Annotated in this window: 18 protein-coding genes and 1 pseudogene; 2 read left to right on the top strand and 17 right to left on the bottom strand. The window is 66.1% G+C overall.

From position 1 onward, the window contains the following. Positions 1 to 164: 164 nt before the first annotated feature. Genes G3N93_RS00395 through G3N93_RS00405 form a run of 3 tightly spaced genes read right to left on the bottom strand, consistent with a single transcriptional unit; the run spans position 165 to position 3,150 of the window. Entirely contained in the window at positions 165 to 1,076 is a 912-nt protein-coding gene (locus G3N93_RS00395; protein ID WP_174932308.1) for an AraC family transcriptional regulator, read from the bottom strand. Between the two features lie 50 nt (positions 1,077 to 1,126). Continuing rightward, a complete protein-coding gene (locus G3N93_RS00400; protein ID WP_241026330.1) occupies positions 1,127 to 1,705 on the bottom strand; it encodes a DUF2889 domain-containing protein in 579 nt (192 codons plus the stop codon). Then, positions 1,702 to 3,150: an MmgE/PrpD family protein gene (locus G3N93_RS00405; protein WP_206132020.1), complete on the bottom strand. Its 1,449-nt coding sequence runs from the start codon at positions 3,148 to 3,150 to the stop codon at positions 1,702 to 1,704. The genes G3N93_RS00400 and G3N93_RS00405 overlap by 4 nt, the downstream gene beginning before the upstream one ends. 589 nt (positions 3,151 to 3,739) lie before the next feature. On the opposite strand from G3N93_RS00405, the gene G3N93_RS00410 reads away from it, so the two are divergent. Both G3N93_RS00410 and G3N93_RS00415 read left to right on the top strand, forming a co-directional pair. Further along, positions 3,740 to 4,534 carry an SDR family NAD(P)-dependent oxidoreductase gene (locus G3N93_RS00410; RefSeq protein ID WP_174932302.1) on the top strand — a complete coding sequence of 265 codons (795 nt, stop codon included), beginning with the start codon at positions 3,740 to 3,742 and terminating at the stop codon, positions 4,532 to 4,534. A 173-nt stretch (positions 4,535 to 4,707) separates the two neighbouring features. Then, entirely contained in the window at positions 4,708 to 6,219 is a 1,512-nt protein-coding gene (locus G3N93_RS00415; RefSeq protein WP_206132021.1) for an aldehyde dehydrogenase, read from the top strand. 161 nt (positions 6,220 to 6,380) lie between these two features. Here the strand turns inward: G3N93_RS00415 and G3N93_RS00420 are convergent, their stop codons facing one another. From G3N93_RS00420 to G3N93_RS00485, 14 genes and pseudogenes are all read right to left on the bottom strand, one after another. After that, positions 6,381 to 8,708, bottom strand: a complete 2,328-nt coding sequence (locus G3N93_RS00420; RefSeq protein ID WP_206132022.1) for a molybdopterin cofactor-binding domain-containing protein — start codon at positions 8,706 to 8,708, stop codon at positions 6,381 to 6,383. Further along, positions 8,705 to 8,920: pseudogene (locus G3N93_RS00425) on the bottom strand ((2Fe-2S)-binding protein); the annotation flags it as partial. The gene G3N93_RS00420 and the pseudogene G3N93_RS00425, both read right to left, overlap by 4 nt. Continuing rightward, complete coding sequence (locus tag G3N93_RS00430) at positions 8,913 to 9,374, bottom strand: (2Fe-2S)-binding protein (RefSeq protein WP_206132023.1); 462 nt, start codon at positions 9,372 to 9,374, stop codon at positions 8,913 to 8,915. The pseudogene G3N93_RS00425 and the gene G3N93_RS00430, both read right to left, overlap by 8 nt. Positions 9,375 to 9,387: 13 nt before the next feature. Continuing rightward, a complete protein-coding gene (locus G3N93_RS00435) occupies positions 9,388 to 11,013 on the bottom strand; it encodes a GMC family oxidoreductase (protein WP_206132024.1) in 1,626 nt (541 codons plus the stop codon). A 13-nt stretch (positions 11,014 to 11,026) separates the two neighbouring features. Continuing rightward, the gene (locus G3N93_RS00440; protein WP_206132025.1) at positions 11,027 to 11,569 is read right to left on the bottom strand and encodes a hypothetical protein; all 543 of its coding nucleotides are present in this window, start codon (positions 11,567 to 11,569) and stop codon (positions 11,027 to 11,029) included. 99 nt (positions 11,570 to 11,668) lie between these two features. Further along, positions 11,669 to 12,493: a lipase secretion chaperone gene (locus tag G3N93_RS00445; protein ID WP_206132026.1), complete on the bottom strand. Its 825-nt coding sequence runs from the start codon at positions 12,491 to 12,493 to the stop codon at positions 11,669 to 11,671. 18 nt (positions 12,494 to 12,511) lie between these two features. Then, the gene (locus G3N93_RS00450) at positions 12,512 to 13,693 is read right to left on the bottom strand and encodes a triacylglycerol lipase (protein WP_174938045.1); all 1,182 of its coding nucleotides are present in this window, start codon (positions 13,691 to 13,693) and stop codon (positions 12,512 to 12,514) included. Next, positions 13,638 to 14,417 carry an enoyl-CoA hydratase/isomerase family protein gene (locus G3N93_RS00455; protein ID WP_206132027.1) on the bottom strand — a complete coding sequence of 260 codons (780 nt, stop codon included), beginning with the start codon at positions 14,415 to 14,417 and terminating at the stop codon, positions 13,638 to 13,640. Before G3N93_RS00455 ends, G3N93_RS00450 begins: the two co-directional genes overlap by 56 nt. 45 nt (positions 14,418 to 14,462) lie before the next feature. Then, positions 14,463 to 15,200, bottom strand: coding sequence for an OmpW family protein (locus G3N93_RS00460; protein ID WP_174938041.1), 738 nt, complete (start codon positions 15,198 to 15,200; stop codon positions 14,463 to 14,465). A gap of 162 nt (positions 15,201 to 15,362) precedes the next feature. Then, the gene (locus G3N93_RS00465) at positions 15,363 to 16,178 is read right to left on the bottom strand and encodes an SDR family oxidoreductase (protein WP_206132047.1); all 816 of its coding nucleotides are present in this window, start codon (positions 16,176 to 16,178) and stop codon (positions 15,363 to 15,365) included. Positions 16,179 to 16,200: 22 nt separating this feature from the next. Further along, positions 16,201 to 17,397, bottom strand: a complete 1,197-nt coding sequence (locus G3N93_RS00470) for a lipid-transfer protein (RefSeq protein WP_206132028.1) — start codon at positions 17,395 to 17,397, stop codon at positions 16,201 to 16,203. A gap of 13 nt (positions 17,398 to 17,410) precedes the next feature. Then, the gene (locus G3N93_RS00475; RefSeq protein ID WP_206132029.1) at positions 17,411 to 18,967 is read right to left on the bottom strand and encodes a class I adenylate-forming enzyme family protein; all 1,557 of its coding nucleotides are present in this window, start codon (positions 18,965 to 18,967) and stop codon (positions 17,411 to 17,413) included. A gap of 151 nt (positions 18,968 to 19,118) precedes the next feature. After that, positions 19,119 to 19,598: a Zn-ribbon domain-containing OB-fold protein gene (locus tag G3N93_RS00480; RefSeq protein WP_174938035.1), complete on the bottom strand. Its 480-nt coding sequence runs from the start codon at positions 19,596 to 19,598 to the stop codon at positions 19,119 to 19,121. A gap of 1 nt (position 19,599) precedes the next feature. Continuing rightward, entirely contained in the window at positions 19,600 to 20,136 is a 537-nt protein-coding gene (locus G3N93_RS00485) for a Zn-ribbon domain-containing OB-fold protein (RefSeq protein WP_174938032.1), read from the bottom strand. Positions 20,137 to 20,139 lie beyond the last annotated feature (3 nt).

Here is a 20,139-nt window from a genome sequence, read left to right on the forward strand (position 1 = left end):
CCGCATCGGGAGGCGCCCCCAGGTTGCCCGGGGACAGGCGCGACTCGCCCGCGGCCTGCGCACTGCGCGCCGCGTGACAGATTGAGGGGGGAATGGCGCCGGCAGAATCCGTCGTGACGCGTGCCGTCGCGCCTTCGACGGCCATACATCGCCGCATCCGCGCCCTATGGCTGCCGGCGATATTGCGTCGGCGAACAGCACATCGTTCGCTTGAATGCCGTGCAAAAGGCGCTCTCCGATTCGTAGCCGAGGGAGAACGCAATCGACGCAATGGTGTCGTCGCCGCTGCGCAGCCGATTCGCCGCCGTCAGCATGCGCCAGCGCGTGAGGTAATGGATCGTCGTGGCGCCCACCAGATCCTTGAAGCGCTGCGCGAAGATCGTCCGCGACAGCCCGGCGACGCGCGCCAGTTCCTCCAGTGTCCAGTGGTGTGCCGGATTCGAGTGAATCGCGCCGATGGCCGCACCGATGCGCCGGTCGGACAGCGCCATGAACCATCCGTCCGCCGCGCCGGCAGGCGACGTCATCAGGTGAAGCCGCAGCACCTGCACGAGCATCAGGTGCATCAGGTGATTCGACACCAGTGCGCCACCAGGTTGCGGATCGCGCAGCTCGGACGTCAGCTGGTCGAGCGACCAGCGCAGCACCTCCGCCTGGCTGGACATCCGGGGCGTACTGATGAGCGGCGGCAGTGCGTCGAACGGCATCGCGGCATACCGGTCGGAAAACCCGAAGAACCCGCTGATCAGCAGGACTTCGCCCCCGCCGTTATGAACGGCGATGCCTTCGCGCGCGACCGCCTCCATCACGGCGGTCGAGTCTTGCGGTTCGAGTGCGAGGTCGGTGGACAACACGATCCGGCGCCCGCGGTTCAGCAGGAAGCAATCCCCTTTCTCGAAGCGGATGGGCGCCTCCACGCCGTCGATGATCGCCCAGCAGCCGCCTTGCAGCACGGCGGCGAACTTGATGCCCTCGTATTCGGGAAACGCGAACGACCACGCGCCGGCGGCATCGAGCCCGGCGTGGAACTGGCTGCCGGGCTTCAGCAGGGAAAGAATGTCCGATAGCGGGTCCATGGGGAATGCTGTCCGCTGCATCGAGTCAGCCCATCCATCGCACGACGGTTTCAATCCCGCACCGGCCGGTGAAATGCCGGCCAGCGTTGCATCACGAGCTCCCGCGACGCACCGTACGCATGGCAACTGTCGATCTTGAGCGGCTTGCCGCTGGCATCGGTCGCATCCAGCAACGCTTGCGAGCGCAACGGATTGACGGCCTGAATGGCCGCCGTCGCGAGCGGCATCAGGAGTTCCCGCAGATGCGTGCACGTGTCGCCGGGCGGCAGGCGCTTGCGTACTTCGCCGCTCCAGCCCGCACCGATCCGCAACCCGACGAGCGCCTGCAGCGATTCGCCGCCGCCCGGACACTCGCGGTACGGATACGCGCGAATGAACGTGCTGACCGCTCGCACGATCATGTCGAGATCGAATACGACCCGCAAGCCGATATCGTGGATCGGCTCGTTCGCCCGCACCACGCGCAGGCCGCTCGGCGGAGTGAAGTCGTTCGGCTTGCGATCCGTGACCTGCCCTTCGACTTCGAAGAGGCCATCGCTGCGCCGGAACGCCTCGAACGCGATGTGCCTCGCATGGAGCGGCTCGCGGGTCACGCCCGGCGTCGATGGGGTAGTCGACTCGATGCTCATGATTGCCTCCATTGCCGGCCCGCCTCGTGCGACGCCCGGGCGAATGCGTGCGCCAGCGCGCGACTGCCCTGGGCGTCGTCCCACAGCAGCGCGGCCAGTTGCGTGCCGGTGGCCGCCGATGCCGGGGCCCGCGACGCCAGGCCATCGCCCTTCGCGAGGATCTGCGCGACGGTCAGCGGCCGTGCGGGTGTGCCGACGCTGTCGATCACGATCGACGAGCGTGCCGCGCCGTCCTCGAAACGAATCGCCGCGCCGGTGGCGAATCGCGTCGGGTAGTACTGCGTCAGCGCTTCGCTGAGTTCGAAGCGCACGAGTCCCGCGATTCGCCGGATCTGCGGATCGTCGAGAAACGCGTCGTCGTAGACGTCGTAGCGATACGGGCCGTAAGCGAGCGTCGCACCCACGATGTACGGGCAGCTGTATTGCGCGGCCATCGTCGACGTCGGCCGCGCGAGCATGTGCTGATCGGCGATCAGTTGCGGGCCGCTGATGACGATCTCGCGAAGGCCGGCGGTCGGTACGCTGAAGTTGTCGGTCAATTCGCCAAGCGCGTCGATGGTCGAATGGAACAGGCGGCAACACGCGTACGGCTTGAAACTGATCTCATGGATCTGCAACTGCGCCGACGGCGCGACCGCTTGCAGCGGGCCCCCGAACAGCGCGGCCAACCCGTAGACGCCTTCGACCGCGAGCCGCGGCGCCGTGACGGCATCCATCTGCGCGAACGCCGCGGCCAGTACGCCGTTACGGGCCGCAAAACCCGCATGAACCCGCTTCACCTCGCCGCCGGATGCTTCCGCGGAAAACTGCATCGATCCGCTGGCCTGCGACAACGCGTGGCCCCATGCGCGAATCAGCGACTCATCGGTCACCGGCTCGCCGCGTTGAAAGGCATATAGCGCCGCACACGCGGTGGCGGCGCCGAATGCACCGAAGATCGCCGTAGGATGGAAGCCGCGATGCACGGTCTCGAGGCCGCCCGCCGCGACGCCGACCAGCGCCATCGCCTCGTAGCCCGCTGCCACAGCACGGAACAACTGTGCCTGCGACGCGTCGATGTCCGCCGCCACCGCGAGTGCCGCGGGAATGACGGCCGCGCCCGGATGGCTCAGCGTGGCGTTATGCGTATCGTCGAGTTCGTAGCTGTGCGATGCCGTGCCATGCACCAATGCTGCAATGGAGGCTTCCGCCGTCCATTCGCAACCCGGCACGGGGCTCGCGCCGGTGTTCGCAAAGCGGCGCGTCCATTCCGCGATCTGGCCGGTCCACGGCCGGGTCACACCCCATTGCGACACGATGAAATTGTCGAGGAACAGCCGGCGCAACGCTTCCGTGTCGGCGTCGGTCAGGTGCCCGTTCGCAACGTGCGCGACATGGGCGGCGATCGTTGCGGTGACGTCGGTTGATACGCGTGCCGACGCAACGGCGCCGCTCTCGAACTTCATTGCCTGTCTCCTGCCGTGACGTGCCGGTCGATTCACGCCGCGGCTCGAGTGCGTTGCCCGATGCGCGAATGAATGCGGGTGGCGCGCCACGCAAATGTATTGTGGCCGGCGGCGTGAAATCCCGCGCCGGATATGCAGCGAACTGCGCGTTGTCAGGATGATTCGTGCGTCGCGGCAAAGTCAATTCGAGCGGCGCGAGCATTCCGTACTTTGAAAACTTGACCGCGTCGATCCGGCAACGCGACGTGCGCGATGGAGGGCGCACTCGATCGCGCGATCCGGACGCCGGCATTCATGTGCCAACCGTACGCGATGCCGATTTGTACGATCTAGCAATAAAAGCGGACGCAGCCGCATGCCGGGTTCGGCATCCGTCACTTACGATGCCATGCGGCGCAATTGTCCGGCGAAGCGACAGCCGCCCCGGAATCCAGTCGACGGGTTCCCGATCGAGACCGGACCGAGATCCGCGTTCGACGCATTCAGACACGACATTCGGAACGAACGATCGCCGGAACCGGGCGAATTCATCACGTCCGTCGCGTGTTTCGCGTCAGCGCCAACGCAATAAAAAACCCCAGGAGACATCATGCAGATAACGTTGACCGGCAAGGTTGCCGTCGTGACCGGCGCAGCCCAGGGCATCGGCCGCGCCATTGCGAAGCAGTTCGCGGCATGCGGTGCCGACGTGGTCGTGAACGACATCGACGAGCAACGGATAGCAACGGCCGTCGCGGCCATCAAGGCCGAGATTCCCGGTGCGAAGGTGCGCGGCGCGGCCGCCGATCTGTCGACTGCTGCCGGCTGCGACAGGCTCGTCACGCAAGTGCCCGACTGCGACATCCTCGTCAACAACGCGGCCATTTTCGAAACCGCCGATTTCTTCGACATTCCGGACGCCACCTGGCAACGGTATTTCGACGTCAACCTGATGTCCGGCATCCGCCTGTCGCGCGCCTACCTGCCGGCGATGGGCAAACGCGACTGGGGCCGCGTCGTGTTCATCAGTTCCGAGTGCGGGATCAGCACGCCGCCCGACATGCTGCACTACACGATGACCAAGACCGCGCTGCTCGGCATCTCGCGCGGCCTCGCGAAGCGCATGGCCGGCACGGGCGTCACGGTGAACGCGGTGCTGCCGGGGCCGACGTTGAGCGAAGGCGTCCAGACCTTCCTGGAAGCGGAGATCCGTCGCACCGGCAAGACCATCGAGGAGCAAGGCGCGGAGCTGGTCAACGCGCTGCGCCCGTCCTCGATCACGCGACGCTTCCAGTCGGTCGATGAAGTGGCCAACCTCGTGCTCTACACCTGCTCTCCGCTCGCGTCGGCCACCACCGGTGCAGCGCTGCGCGCGGATGGCGGCGTGGCCGACACGCCCATCTGAGCACGCAACCGCCCCGCGGGCTCGGCACCGGTCGCGACACGCGAACCGGCATCGAGCCGAGCCGCGGTGCAACGTATCGACGCTGCGACAGCGGCTGAACCGGATGTCTTCGTTCGAGCCGATGCCACGCAGCAGATGTTCCCGAACGACGTACGAATCATCCGGAGTATCGAATGTTGAATGAATCGCTCGCCACGACAGATCACGCGCCGCTCAGGCGCCATGAACATCTGTACATCGACGGTGCGTGGGTCAAGCCGATCGACGGCGAACTGGCCGAGAGCATCGATCCGGCTACCGGCCGGCCCTGGGCAATCGCGCCGATGGGCGGGCCCCAGGACATCGATCGGGCGGTGGAAGCGGCACGCACTGCCTTCCACGGCACGTGGCGCAGCACGCCCGGGCATGTCCGCGCGGCACTGCTGCGCCGCCTGGCGGAATTGTTCAGCGCGGCGATCCCCGAGCTCGCGGTCATCGAGTCGCGCGACAACGGCAATCTCGTCCGCGAACATCGCGCGAGCCTCACCGCACAAGTGCAGTGGTACCAGTGGTTCGCGTCGATCGCGGACAAGGCGCAAGGCGCGACCATCCCGATCGACGACAGCGTCCATGCATTTACGACGCGCGTCCCGATCGGCGTCGTGGGCGCGATCATTCCGTGGAATGCGCCGCTGCTCGCCACCTGTCTCAAGGTCGGTGCGGCGCTCGCGGCTGGTTGCACCGTCGTCGTGAAGCCCGCCGAGCAGACCCCGGTGTCGGCGCTCGAACTCGCACGGCTGGTTCACGAAGCAGGCTTTCCGCCGGGCGTGTTCAACGTCGTACCCGGCTACGGGCGTACCGCCGGCGCGCATCTGGTCAAGCATCCCGACGTCAACAAGATCTCGTTCACGGGCGCCAGCCAGACGGCGAAGCACATGGTGCGCGACGGCGCCGACAACCTGAAGCGCTTCACGTTCGAACTCGGCGGCAAGGCGCCGCATATCCTCTTCGCGGATGCCGATCTCGACAACGCGATCAACGCCGCCACCGCGTCGGCCTGGCGACTCACCGGCCAGAGCTGCGCACTCGGCTCGCGCGTGCTGGTCGAGCGGCCGATCTACGACCGCGTCGTCGAAGCGTTCCGAACCCGCGCGAAAGCGGTGCGCGTCGGCATGCCGTCGGTCGACTCGAATCACATGGGCCCGCAGTCGCATGACGTGCAGTTGGCCAAGACGCTGTCCTACGTCGAAGCCGGCAAGCAGGACGGCGCCGAGCTGGTCGCCGGCGGCCGGCGGATCACGACGCCGGAGCTTGCCGCCGGTTATTTCGTCGAGCCGACGGTGTTTGCAGGCGTGACCAACCAGATGCGGATCGCCCGCGAGGAAATCTTCGGGCCGATTGCCTCGCTGATTCCGTTCGACGGCGAGGACGAGGCCATTGCGATCGCGAACGATACGCCCTACGGGCTGACCGCGGGCCTCTGGACGCGCGACGTCGGACGGGCGCATCGCGTATCGAACCGCATCGACGCCGGCATGGTCTGGGTCAACACCTACTCGTTCCTGCGCTGGTCGACGCCTTACGGCGGTTTCAAGGCCAGCGGCTGGGGGCGTGAGAACGGCATCGACGCGCTTGAACCGTACCTGGAAACGCGGACCACCGTGATCAGCACGACGGGGCAGTTTCCGAACCTGTACGAGGATTGAGCGGGTTCATACGGCCAACGACTTTCGCTGCAACGTTGGCCGTTCCGGATTCGCGCGGAATGCCTCACCGGGACAATCCGGCTCGCGCAGATCGTGCCTGCACAACCCGGGCAGCAGCCCGTCGGACAGAACACATAGGCCGCGCCGTTCGACGCAGCGGATCAGGTCGGTACGTCCGAGAGCGGCAGCGACCGCTGCGGGCGCCTGGTGATACGGAAAATCGCATTGGCCACCGCAGGCGCCACCGGCGGCACCGATACCTCGCCCACACCGCTCGGCGCAGCCGCACTGGGAACGATACTGATATCGACTTGAGGCATGTTCCGCATCTCCAGGATCCGGTAATCGGTGAAGTTCGATTGCTCGACGCGTCCGCGCTCGAACGTCACGCGGCCATGCAGCGCGGCACTCAACCCGAACACGATTCCGCCCTCGACCTGCTGGCGCACGATGTCGGGGTTGATCACGTATCCGCAATCGATCGCACACACGATCCGGTGTACGTTCACGCTGCCGTCGCGGATTGACACGTCCGCCGCCATCGCGACGATCGATCCGAACGATGCATGCAACGCGCATCCCCATGCGCGGCTACCTTCCGCCGATTCTGGCTGCTTCAGGCCGGCGGCGGTCATCGCCGTATCCAGCACCTTCAGATAGCGCGGATGGCGCGTAAGCCACGCACGCCGCAACGCAACCGGATCACGCCCGGACTTTGCCGCGATCTCGTCGACGAAGGTCTCCAGGAAAAACGCGTTATAGGAATGGCCGACGCTCCGCCAGAACCCCACGGGCACCGGCAGCGCCACGTTGACGTGCTCGACATGCTGGTTCGCGATCTCGTACGGCATGTCGAACAGGCCCTCGGCCACGCAGCGGTCGAATCCGATGCCCGGGAAACCGAGGATGCGCGTGAGTTCCTGCCCGATGATCGACTGGCCGGCGCTGCGAGACGCAATCGCATCGCAATGGCCGTCGACCACGTGCGCGCGAAGCCGCGCGTGGATCCGCGGCCGATAGAAGTCGTGCCGTATGTCGTCCTCGCGGGACCAGATGACCTGGACCGGACGCCCTTGCGCGTGCCTGGCAACCTGCACTGCCTGCGCGACGAAATCGGATTCGAGACGCCGCCCGAAACCGCCGCCGATCAGCGGCACGTCGATCTCGACCGCGCTCGCGTCGACATTCGCGGCGCGAGCGGCCGCCATCCGCGCGAGCGTCGCCGTCTGGGTCGGTGCCCACAGCCTGACCTTGCCGTCATGCACCTGAGCCGTGCAGTTGATCGGCTCCATCGGCGCGTGCGCGAGGTACGGCACCGTATAGACTGCGTCGAGTACCGAGTCTGGCGACGCAGCAGCAAGCACGGCTTGCGCATCGCCGAGCGAGCGATAGCGGAACCCGCTCGCGTCGCCATTCAGCGCCGCGGACAAGCGGGCGTCGATGTCGGCGCTGCCCAGCGAGGAGTCGGCCTGCTCGTTCCACACCGGCTGCAGGCGTTCCAGCGCCCGTCTCGCCTGCCAATAATGCTCGGCGATCACCGCGACGCCGGCACTGCCGCCGAAGTTCGCCGCACCTCCGTCGAATGGCGCAACCGCGATGATTCCGGGCATCGCCATGACTGCGGCGGCGTCGACCGAACGCAGCGTACCGCCGAGCGTCGGGCACAACGCGACGGCCGCATAGCACAGGCGAGGCGGCCGGACGTCCAGTCCGAACTTCGCCGATCCGTCGACTTTCGACGGCACGTCCACGCGCGGCGCCGCGTGCCCGAGCAGCGTGTACGTCGCCGGGTCCTTCAACCGCACGGCCGATTCGGGCGGACGCAGCGGCGTGCGCGACCCAACGAGATCGCCGATCGGCTGGCGCAGCGTACCCGGCCCTACGACAACCCCGTCGCGAATCGCGATCCCCGAAGGATCGACGCGCCAGTTCCGCCCGGCCGCTTCGACCAGCATGCTCCTCGCGCTTGCGGCCGCCTCGCGCAGCGGTTGCCACGCATCGGCCACGCTGCTGCTGGCGCCCGTGATGATCAGCCCGAGCTCGCGCGCGGTTTTCGCGAGCAGCCATCGCGCGGTGCGTGCCCACGGTGCGTCGGCGTCGTCGGGGTGAATGGGCAGCAGACCGTCGGCGAGCCCCGCGACGTTGCCGTAGATCCGCTCCGTCGTAACGTTTTGCGTGCGCACCGCCTGCAGCGGCACGCCGAGTTCCTCCGCCACCAGCATCGAGAACGCGGTCTGGATGCCTTGCCCCATTTCGACGCGCGGTAACGCGACCGTCACCGTGCCGTCGTGCGACAGCTTCACCCAGCCGTTCAGCGCAATCGTCCCGTCGCCGCCGGGAAAATTCGTGGGATCGCCCAGCCGGCTGCGCGGCGGCAGGCAGCCCCAGCCGACGACGAGGCCGCCGGTGACGCCGAGCGCGCCCAGCAGGAAACGGCGGCGCCCACGCTTCGGCGCCGGCGCGTTGTCGTGCGTTTCGGTGGCGCTCATTCCGACGTATTCCGTTCGCTGCGGGCAGCCAGCCGGATCGCGTCGCGCACCCGCCCGTAGGTCCCGCATCGGCAAAGGGTCGTCACCGCTTCCGCGATCTGGTCGTCGGTGGGATCGGGACGGCGTCGGAGCAGTGACGCAGCCATCAACATGCCGGACTGGCAGTAGCCGCACTGTGGCACCTGCTCCTCGATCCACGCCCGCTCATTCCGACGGATTCCGTTCGCTGCGGGCAGCCAGCCGGATCGCGTCGCGCACCCGCCCGTAGGTCCCGCATCGGCAAAGGTTCGTCATCGCTTCCGCGATCTGGTCGTCGGTGGGATCGGGATGGCGTCGGAGCAGTGCCGCCGCCATCAACATGCCGGACTGGCAGTAGCCGCACTGCGGCACCTGCTTCTCGATCCACGCGCGCTGCAGCGGATGCAGGCCGCGTGCGCCAAGATGTTCGATCGTCGTCACCGTCCGGCCGTTCGCCGCGGCGGCCGGCAGGATACAGGTGCGCATCGCGTCGCCGTCGACATGCACCGTGCACGCGCCGCAGGCGCCGATCCCGCAGCCGAATTTCGTGCCGGTCAGGTTCAGGTGATCGCGCAGCACCCACAGCAGCGGCGTGTCGGGATCGCAATCGATGCGCCGCCGTTCGCAGTTGACTTCCAGTTCGACCATGTCGCCTCTACCTTCAGTTCGCGCCAGCACCCGGTTCGACAGGCTTTCCGCCGAGCGATTTCGCCAGCGCCGTTGCATTCTTCGCGGTCATCGCATAGATCGACAATTGCGGATTGTTGCCGATGCTGGTCGGGAACACCGAACCGTCGAACACCGACAGGTTGCCGACGCCATGAAATCGCCCCTCGCTGTCGACGACCGCCCGCTTCGGATCCTCGCCCATCGCGCACCCACCCATCAGATGCGCGGTGAACAGCGGCGTCCTGAACTTCTTCATGGACAATCCCGCGATCGCCTGTCGCGCGCTTTGTGCAGATGGATACCAGGTCGAATCCATATGCACCGGCATCACGCGCTCGGCTCCTGCCGCGAATTGCGCGTCGGTGAGGCTCAGCATCGCGTGCCGGATGCCGCGCCATTGATAGTCCGTGACGTCGTAGTCCAGCACCGGAAAACCGTCGTCCGAAATGCGCACGACACCGCCCTGCGATTCGTCGTGGAAGCCGTCCCGCAACATGACGCCCATGCACTGCATGTACGGCAGTTCTGCCATGTCCTGCGTCAACGCACGTTCCTGGAAGCGCATCATGCCCGACGCAAGCGCCGGAAACACCGGCGCCACCTCGATCTTGTAGCTCGAGCGCGACGGATCCTCGTGCTGCCACTGGAATTCGTCGGACGCGATCGACTGAGGCGCCCCGTAATAACCGTCGATCTTGTCGGGCATCCGCGCCATCGACAGCGTGATCGGATGGATCGTCGTGCGCTTGCCGATGCGCGCATGAGGATCGGGCGCGTTGGAACGCAACAGCAGCGCCGGCGTGTTGAGCGCGCCGCCCGCCAGGATGTAATGCTTCGCGCGCACCTCGACCGTGATGCCGGTTGGTTCGATGCACTGCGCATCCAGCGCCCGCCCGACGAGCCCGGCAATGCGGCCGTTGTCGAACGTGACACGCTCGACGCGCACATGGTGAATCAGCCGGGCGCCGTTTTTCAGCGCAGCCGGCACGGTCGTCACGAGCATCGACTGCTTCGCGTTGACGGGACACCCGAGGCCGCAGTACCCGCTGTTCCAGCAGCCGCGCACATTCCTCGGAATCACGTGCCACTCCCATCCGAGACGCTCGCAGGCGCGCCGAAGCGCCGCATTGTTCGCGTTCGGCTCCGCCGCCCAGCGCGCGACACCGAGGCGCGCCTCCATCGCCGCGAACCAGGGCGCCATCTCGGCTTCGCCGGCGCCCTTGATGCCGTATTCCGCGGCCCAATGCGCGAGTGTCTGCGGCGGCGTCCGGAAGCTCGACGTGAAATTCACCACCGTGCTGCCGCCTACGGTGCGCCCCTGCAGGATCGCGATCGCACCGTCGGAGCTGGCGCGCGCGCCGCCCTCCTGGTACAGCTCGCGATAGGCACGGAGTTCCTGCATGTCCTTGAAACTCGCGCTCGTGCGCAACGCCCCTTCCTCGAGCATCAGCACGTTCAGCCCGGCGGCACTCAGGATCTCCGCGGCCGTGCCGCCGCCCGCACCCGTGCCGACGATCGCCACGTCGGCCTCGAACGTACGATGCTCGCGGAATGCCGATGCATCGTCGACCCGCCATCCGCCGGCCATGCCGTGCGTATAAATGTCGTCTATCGCCATCGCGCTGCGCCCCTCAACTGTTGATTGCCCGGTACATCGGCGCCCACGGTCCCGGATATCCTGCTGTCCGATATCCGTCCTCGGTTCCGTAATACGGCGTCGCGCACAGTTTCACCAACGCGCGGTATCCGCCATTCAACAAGCCGAACGAGCTGCCGCGCCAGCGGTCGAGGAAGCGTGCGATCTCGTCGGCGCCCGCATCTCGCCACGACCTGGCGAGCCCCGCAAGCGCCCAGCGCGACGGGGCGAATTCGAGCAAGTGCAACAGCTTCCGGAGATCGCGCTGCGCAGGCGGCGCCGCGCGCCATAACAACGCGTCGAGTTCGCGCAGCACTTCGTCGAGCCTCGCGGCGGATAACGCCGCGCCGGCCAGCACGACCGGCATCACCGCGGAAAACAGCTCGACGTCGGCACGCGTCAGGAAGCGATAGCCGGCAGCCGGCCACGCCGATCGCTCACGGTCGGTCAGACTGACGCCGACGCCCGCCAATCCCGCGAGCACACTCGCCGCCACGCCGACTTTCAACAGGGTCCTGCGTCTGGGGTCGACAACCACTTCAGTACTCACAACGGCCTCCTCCCGGCGCTTGACCGCCGTGTTCTGTCATTCATCTTCCGCACCCAAGCGCAGTCCGTGCGACCTGCACCAATTGCGCTATCGGGCAAGCGCTTCCGAAGCCGCGCCGGGCGACGCTTGCGCGTCGCGCGTTCTCGCCATCGCGATACTCAGTGCCTGGACGCTCGCACCGGCCTCCCGCGCAGCACGCGCAACCGGATCGTCAGCATCGAGCGCGGCAAGTCTTGCGGATCGTTCGCTGTCGGACAGCGAACGGTCCGCGACCACGCGCAGCGCCTGGAGCTGGCGCCGATCGTCCTGATCCGCCTGACCGAACCAGGTCAGCGCGACGTCGGGCAGCCATTGGCGCTGGAGCGCCGCACGCGCCGTCAGGACCCGGCCGATACGCTCGATATCGGCTGCCGACATCCCCGCCGGCGCCGCGCCATCCGCCAGTCCGGCCGTCTGCATGTCGTGCTTCAATGCGCCGAGATAGCCGAGATAGCGTGTCCACAAATCGATCGCCTCGCTGCCCGCCGGCGCGTGCAGCATCGCCGCGATCCGTGCGCGAACCGCCGCGTCGATCTGTGCATGGGTTCGCGTATCTCCGGCGGACAGGTAGTAGTCGAATACGTCCCGCACCCGACCGTCCTTCACGAGATGCCCGTCGCGATCGGCCCGCAGCCCATCCGGCACCGTCACACCGGGCAGCAGCGGCGCGGAAACCGACGCCGGCGCCGTGAAGGACGAAGCACCGCGCGTGTCCGGCCGTATTCCCGGCGCCGCCGCATGGCCGGCGTCACCCTTCCCGGACTGCGGCTGCGCGAGCCAGACAGCGCCCGCCGCGATACCGGCCAGCAGGACACCGATACCCAGCTTTGCGGTTCGCGTACGGGGCCGCGCCGTACCGATTGCCTTCGTCATGATCGAAACGCTCCGCCGTTACATCCCGAGGTTCTTGAGACGATTCGCGTGATTCACGATGACCCGCACCGGATTCGGTTCGAACGGCGGCACCAGTCCGGCCAGTTGATTGATTTCCGTCAGATGGTTCCAGTGGTATGTGCCCAGCACCTGCCCGAAGCGCGCACTGCATACGCCGATCACGCCGTCGTTCGCACCGTCCTGCGCGGCCAGCACCATCGGCTGAAGCACACCCATCAACGTGCTGCCTACCAGATCGTGAGAAAACGGCGGTATCGGCGCGTCACCCGTCCACGAATACAGCATCTGCTGGATCGTCGTGCCGTCAGGCGCCGTCCGGGTGTCCACGACCTGCCGGACACCGGTATCGTCGTTCGCTCCCACGCATTGCGCGGTACTCAGGCCGGCGCTCGGATACTGCGCGTTGAACTGCGCGATGCCGGCGCGGGACGCCTCGCTCAGCAGCGCGGAGGCACGCACGGCGCCATCGCTGCCGTTCACCGCATCGCCGACCAGCCCGGCGGCCGTGAAGCCCGCGACAGCCAGAGCCTTCGACGCAGGGTTCGCCAGCAGCAGGTCGGCCAGGCCCATCCCTTTGTGCGGCGTGCCGATCGTCGTCACCGACGCGATGTTCGGCGCAATCGTCGCTGCCGCGTAGCGCGCCGTGATGCCGCCCTGGCTGTGCGCGATCAGGTTGACCTTGTCGACGCCGAGCACGGCCATCAGCGCCTTGATCTGGTCGACCAGGATCGGCCCGCGCACATAGTCGGTATCGACCGCCGGCAGGGATGCGACGTAGACCGTCGCTCCGGCCCTGCACAGTGCCTCCGGAATGCCGTACCAATACCGGTAGCCCGGCAACAGGAAATTCGGCGCGGTACCTGTCGCGCCCGTCACCAGAACGATCGGATATTTCGTCTTTGCATCGTCACTTACGCTATCGAAAATGCCGGGACTGCAATGATTCTGGTACAAGAGCCCCGGCGCCGGCTGTGTCGACTGAGCAAACGCGGCCGGCATCGCCGCCACCGCCAACATCGTCACCCCTGCAAGCAACAAAAACCGCAACGCTGCATATTTCATGTCACTTCTCCTGTAATTCGGGTCGCGTCCGTCTCCTGCCACTTGCAGACGCCCCCGTGGATCAAGCCCGCCGTGTGCGGGCCCGAACGATGAAAGCCGCGATGCCGGCAGCGGCATCGCGGCTGCCGGCCGCCTCGACCATGTAGCGATGCTCGAGATCGAGCTGCGACTGCAGCGAGCAGTCGAACGCACCATCGACGAGCTGCTTGATGCGCGCCAGCGATAGCGGCGACATCTGCGATAGCTGCTGCGCGAACGCGTCGGTCCGCGCAGCGAGTTCGGCGTCCGGCACGACTTCGTTGACCAGGCCCCATTCGAAACACTGCTTCGCAGGCACTGTCACGTTCGTCATCAGGATCTGCTTGGCCCGCATCGCACCGATCCGGCGCGTCAGGAACCAGGATGTCCCGGCATCAGGCGTCAGCCCGATCGCCGCGTAACCTCCGCCGAGCCGCATCGAGTCGGCCGCGATCACGAAATCGGCGCACAGCGCGAGACCGATTCCGCCACCGCCGATCGCACCGCACACCGAACTGACGACTGGAACGTCGGACATCGCCAGCCGGTGCATTGCCGGATGCAATATCGTCAGTACATCGTCGAGCGCGTCGGCAAGCGACGACCCGAGTTCGGCGAAGTAACGGATGCTGCCTCCGACGCAGAACGTACTCGACGAGGAGCGGACCACGATGACGCGTGCATCCGGGTCGCCGAGCGCCTGATCAATGCTGTCGACCAGCGCAAGCGTCGCGTCGCGGTCGATCGCATTGCCTTGTTTCGGCCGGTTCAAGACGATGGAGCCGATGGCCCCCTTCCGCTCATAGAAAATTGCGTCATTCATGATCCGTCCTCCAATTGCATCCCGTCTCGGGTCCAGTCGTTGCGATCAGAACGTATAGGTCACGCCGACAAACGAGATGAGGGGATTGAGCCCGACCTTCGCCTTGCTCACCAGTGTGACGCCCGCGGCGGTCGTGCCGGTCAGCGTGAGCGTCGTCTTCAACGGCATGTACGCCAGCGAGCCGGTGATCGACCAATGCTTCGAGAGCTTGTAGTTGCCGCCGATCTCGAACACCGGGTTCCACGACGACGAGCCGGAGACCGTCGCCGAACCGCCCGGCCCCACGGAGTCGTGCAGGAACGCGCTGTTGGTGATCGCACCGTTGTAGATCCACGTATAGTTCACGCCGATGCCGACGAACGGCCGGAACTTGCTCTGCGCCTCGAAGAAGTGGTAACGCACGTTGAGCTGCGGCACGCCCGGCTTCGCATGGGCGATGACGCCGTATTTGGCGAAGGCACCGCTGCCCTCGAAGTCCAGATAGATCGGATAGCCGCCCTGCAGCGCGACGCCGATGTGATCGGTCACGTAGTACTCGAGCATGACCCCGAGCGTATTCGCATCGTTCGCGTGTCCGCCGGTTCCCGTCTCCGTCTGGTTCACGGTCTTCCCCCCGACACTCACCAGCGTCAAAGGATCAGCCGATCCGTTGATCACCGCGTGCGTCCAGCCCGTAGACACGGAGAAACTACCCGCCGACTGTGCACAGGCACTGCCGCTCGCCACACCCAACGACATCGCGCAAATTCCCGCGGCGATGCCTGCGCCATGAATTTTCCACATCCTGATGTCTCCAATATTTTTGGTACGGTCTTCGCTCGAACGGCGAATCGCATTGCACTGCGTTTCCTTCCTGCTACCCAGCCCCCTTCCCTGATTGCCTCCTATTCGTTAGACATCCTATTTTTAATAAAGAAGAAATGAACTTCGATCTACACGTGCGGGTCAGGTCGCGTTCAGGTTCGCGCCGGCCGTCTCGATCATCGGCTTGACGCTGTCGATCGCACCGCCGCCGTCGCACGGAACGATCGCGCCGGAAATGTACGACGCCGCGGACGACCCGAGGAACATCGCCAGATTCGCGATGTCATCGGCGGTGCCCAGCCGCCCGAGCGGCACGCGTTGCTGCACGAACGACCCTTCCTCTTCATGCCCTTCCGGCGCTAGGCGACGCATGCCTTCGGTACCGGCGATCGGCCCGGGAGAAATTGCGTTGACGCGAACGCCGGCTCCGCCCCATTCGATCGCCAGCACGCGGGTGAGTTGATCGACCCCCGCCTTGGCCGCGCAGACGTGCGACTGATAGCGCATCGGGATCACGGCCTGCGGCGCGGTGATGTTGATCACCGACGCACCCGGCTTCGACAGATAGGCAAACGCTTGCCGCATCACGTGAAACGTGCCGTTCAGGTCGATATCCACGACCACCTTGAAGCCGTTCGACGAAAGCTGGTTCGCTTCCGCGAGAAAGTTTCCTGCCGCGCCGGACACGAGCACGTCCACTGGGCCGAATGTCTTGCAGGCGGCCGCGAACGTCTGGCCCACCGCGTCGAAATCGCGCACGTCGGCGGTCATGCCCTGCGCTACCGCGCCCCGCTCCCGCAGGACGGCGAGTGCGCCGTCCACGTTCTCCTGCTTGCGGCTCACGATGGTCACGCGTGCCCCGCGATCGGCGAACGCGCTCGCAATACCGAAGTTGATACCCGTCGTTCCGCCGAAGACGGCGACATGCTGGCCGGTGAAATCAAAGGTGGTCGTCATGATGGCCTTGAACTCCGTTTTCCTAGTCTTTGCGCTGCAGGATCGCGACGGACACCGCACTGCCCAGGCCGCCGTTATGCTGGAGCGCGGTACGCGCGCCTTCGACCTGCCGCACGCCCGCTTCGCCCCGCAACTGGTGCGTCAGCTCGACGATCTGCGCAAGGCCGGTCGCGCCCAGCGGATGCCCCTTCGACAGCAGCCCGCCCGACGGGCAAACGACGACCTGCCCGCCATACGTGTTCCGTCCGTCGAGTACGAAGCGCTCGAGATCCGATTCCTCGCAGAAGCCGAGGCTCGCGTACGAGATCAGTTCGTTGCTGACGAAGCAGTCGTGCAGCTCCGCCACGTCGATGTCTTTCGGATCCACGCCCGCACGCCAATATGCGCAGTTCGCAGTGCGCCGGGTGGCCGCGCGGCTCAACGCATCCGGCACGTTGGGGGGATCGAGATCGGACGCGATATCGCTCTGCATTTCGTGCGCCAGGATCACGACGTCCGACCGCAGGCCGTGACGCTTCGCGAACGCCGGGCTGCACACGATCACCGCCGCCGCGCCGCAGCTCGGCGCACATGCGTAGAGCTTGCGCAAGCGCCCCCAGACGGTGGGCGCGGACAGCACGTCCTCGACGGTCATCGGCTCACGGAAGATCGCATACGGGTTGTGCTTCGCATGCGTACGGGCCTTGACTGCAATCCGGGCGAACACGTCGTCCGAAATACCGAGTTCGTTCGCCGCCCACATCAGTTGCGAGCCGAACATCAGCAACGCCGGCGCGATCTCGTCCGCCTCGGCCCCGAACCCCATCGCTTCCACGACGCTGGCGCGATGGCGTTCGAGCGGATCGGCGTGCTTCGGAAACACGCGCCCGAGCGCACCCGGCGGCATTTCCTCGAAGCCGACCGCGAGCGCACACTCCGCCGCACCCGACAGCACGGCCTGGCGGGCAAGATAAAGTGCGGACGATCCCGATGCGCAGTTGTTGTTGACGTTCGTGATCGGTATGCCGGTCATGCCCGCGCGATAGAGCGCACGCTCGCCCGAGCACGAATCGCCGTAGACGAAGCTCGCAAACGCCTGGTCGATCAGCCCGTAGTCGATCTTCGCGTAATCGAGCGCCTTGCGCACCGCGCGCTCCGCCATCACGTCATACGGTTCGCACGTCCCGGGCCGCACGAACGGCACCATCCCCACCCCAGCGATCACCAATTGATTCGACATAGTCATTCCGTATTCAGATCGTGCGACCGCAGTCGGTCCAGTAGCGCGCACGCAGGTCCTTCTTCAACACCTTGCCGTTCGGGCTGCGCGGCAGCGAGTCGACGAACTCCACCGACTTCGGCGTCTTCACGCTCCCCAGCCGTTCCTTGCAGAGTGCGATGAGCTCGTCCTCACCCACTGCCATGCCCGGGTTCAGCTCGACCACCGCCTTCACCGCCTCGCCCCACTCGTCGTGCGGCACGCCGATGACCGCGCAGTCCTGGACCGCCGGATGCGCCCAGATCACCTGCTCGACCTCGCTCGGATAGACGTTGAACCCGCCCGTAATAACGACGTCCTTCTTGCGATCGGTGATGCGCAGGTAGCCGTATGCATCGAGATGGCCGACGTCGCCGGTGTGCAGCCAGCCGTCGACGATGGCCTCCTCGGTCTTTTCCGGGTTCTTGTAATAGCCCTTCATCACGAGATCGCCGCGCACGCAGATCTCGCCGGTTTCGCCGGCGTCCAGCGGCTCGTTGCGCTCGTTCATGATCGCGACACGCGTCAGCACGGCCGGACGGCCGCAGGACGAAAGCCGCTCGTCGCCGGCTGCCTTGCCGTCGAGCAGGTTCTCCTCGGGGCGCTTGATCGCGATCGAGCCCGGTGCCTCCGTCTGCCCGTATGCTTCCATCATCACGGGCCCGAAGATCGAGATCGCCCGCTTCAGTTTCTCGACCGACATCGGCGCAGCCCCGCAAATGAAGTACTTCAGCGACGCGTAGTCCCGATACTCGACATCGGGCAGGTCCAGCAACCGGTAGATCACGGTCGGCGGCAGGAAGAACTCCGTCACGCGATGCCGGCCGATCGCGTCGAGCAGCGCGTCGGGATCCGGTTTGGTCAACACGACGACGGTGCCGCCCCGCGCGGTACACGGCAGCGACAGCACGCCGGCGGTGTGCGTCATCGGCGCGGCGGCGAGATTGACGATCCGCTCGTCCGATCGATAGCTGCACGCGACCATGAACTGCGCACAGAACGTCTGGAAGCTGCGATGCGTGTTCATCACCCCTTTCGGCAAGCCCGTCGTGCCGCCGGTCGGCATCACGGCGATCGTGTCGTCCAGGTCGTAGTCGATCTCGGGTGGACGCGACGACCGGCCTTCGCACCACTGTTCGAGTGTCTGCGCACCTTCCACCACGCCGTCGATGCAGACGGTCAGGCGGATCTTCGGCAATGCTGCCCTTACCTCGGCGACCGCCGCCGCAAACGCTTTCTGGAAGAACAGCACCTCGCAATCGAATCCGTCCAGCAGCATCCGGCTTTCGTCCAGCGACGCGCGCGGATTCACCGGCATCCACGCCATCCCGGCGCGCCACATGCCCAGCGTGCAGGTCCACGCAACCGGATGATTCGTCGCCCATACCGCACCGACCGTCTCGCGGCGGATGCCCGCGTCGAGCAGCCCGTTGGCGATCCGGCACGACAGCGTGCCGACCGCCTCGAACGTAAATACTTCGTCATCCATCAGATACGCGGCGGCATCCGGATTGATCCGCCACCCGCGATCGAAGAAATCGATGATCGCCATCAGTTGTCTCCCAAGACCGGATCGGTCGGATGCCGCCGGCTTCTGCTTGTCTTCAATGTGAACCGTTCGCGACGCTCGGGCACCCCTCCGGAAGAGTGGCGCCGCTCCGCATGCGACACGAAGCGACCGCCCGCACGTCGGATGCGTGGTGTCAGTCCTTTCGCGCGTCGTCCGGCCGGAAGTAATGGATGTCCCAGATGTTGCCTGCACGCTGCTCGCCGAACACGGCCGTGACACGCATGCCGATCCGGACATCGGCCGGGTCGATTTCGCCGAGGTAGTGGACCAGCGCCGTATCGGCGCCGTCGAGCCGGATCATGCCCAGCACGTAAGGCCGTGCGACCGGTTGAAGCATGCCCGGCTCGTGCACCACGGTGTAGCTCTCCAGCGTGCCGGCATTGCCGACCACGACCCATTCGTCGAGCTCGCCGAAGCACTGGTTGCAGCTCGCGCGCGGCGGAACGTAGACGCGATCGCAGGCCGCGCAACGCGTCGCGCAGATCTTTCGATGATCGCGCAGCACGCCGAAGAAGCGGCTATTCACCTTGCCCGGCTCGAACAGAATGTCCGAATACAGCATCGGCTGCCGCAGCACTGCGGGCTCGGCCCGCTCCAGTTCTTCCGGATACATGTCATGCTCCTTCGGTCGTTCGGCCTGCATCGCCGGCGGTTTCGACCGGCTCCCAATAAAGGATGTCCGACATCCGTCCCTGCCGTTCCTCGGGCGGGCGAAACACCGCGCGCACGCGCATGCCCCGGTGAATGCGCTCCAGGTTGGTTTCGCTGATGAAGTGCCACAGGAATCCGGCCGTTCGTCCGGGCGAGTCGATCATCAGTTGCGCGACCGGGTAGGCGCTCTTTTGCACGGACAGATCGCTCGTGTCGATGAACGGCATGTTGAAGGCCATGAACCCGGCCACCGTCGCCTCCGGCCCCATCTCCACCCACTGCGGATCGTCGATGTTCTCGCCGTGGCAAACCGTACACACCGCCTGCGGCGGCAGCATGCTGAAGCCGCAGTGGCGGCATACGATGCCGACCAGGCGCCCGTGGTCGCGCATTTCCCGCGTAAAGCGCCCGTTGAAGAGCCCGACCGGATAGTCCAGGTAAAAGGCCGTCTTCAGGCGGGTCGGCTCGACCGGCCGCGATTCGTCATATTCGATGGTCATTGC

Origin of the sequence: Burkholderia sp. Se-20378 (assembly GCF_017104665.1) — a bacterium.
Taxonomy (GTDB): Bacteria; Pseudomonadota; Gammaproteobacteria; order Burkholderiales; family Burkholderiaceae; genus Burkholderia; species Burkholderia lata.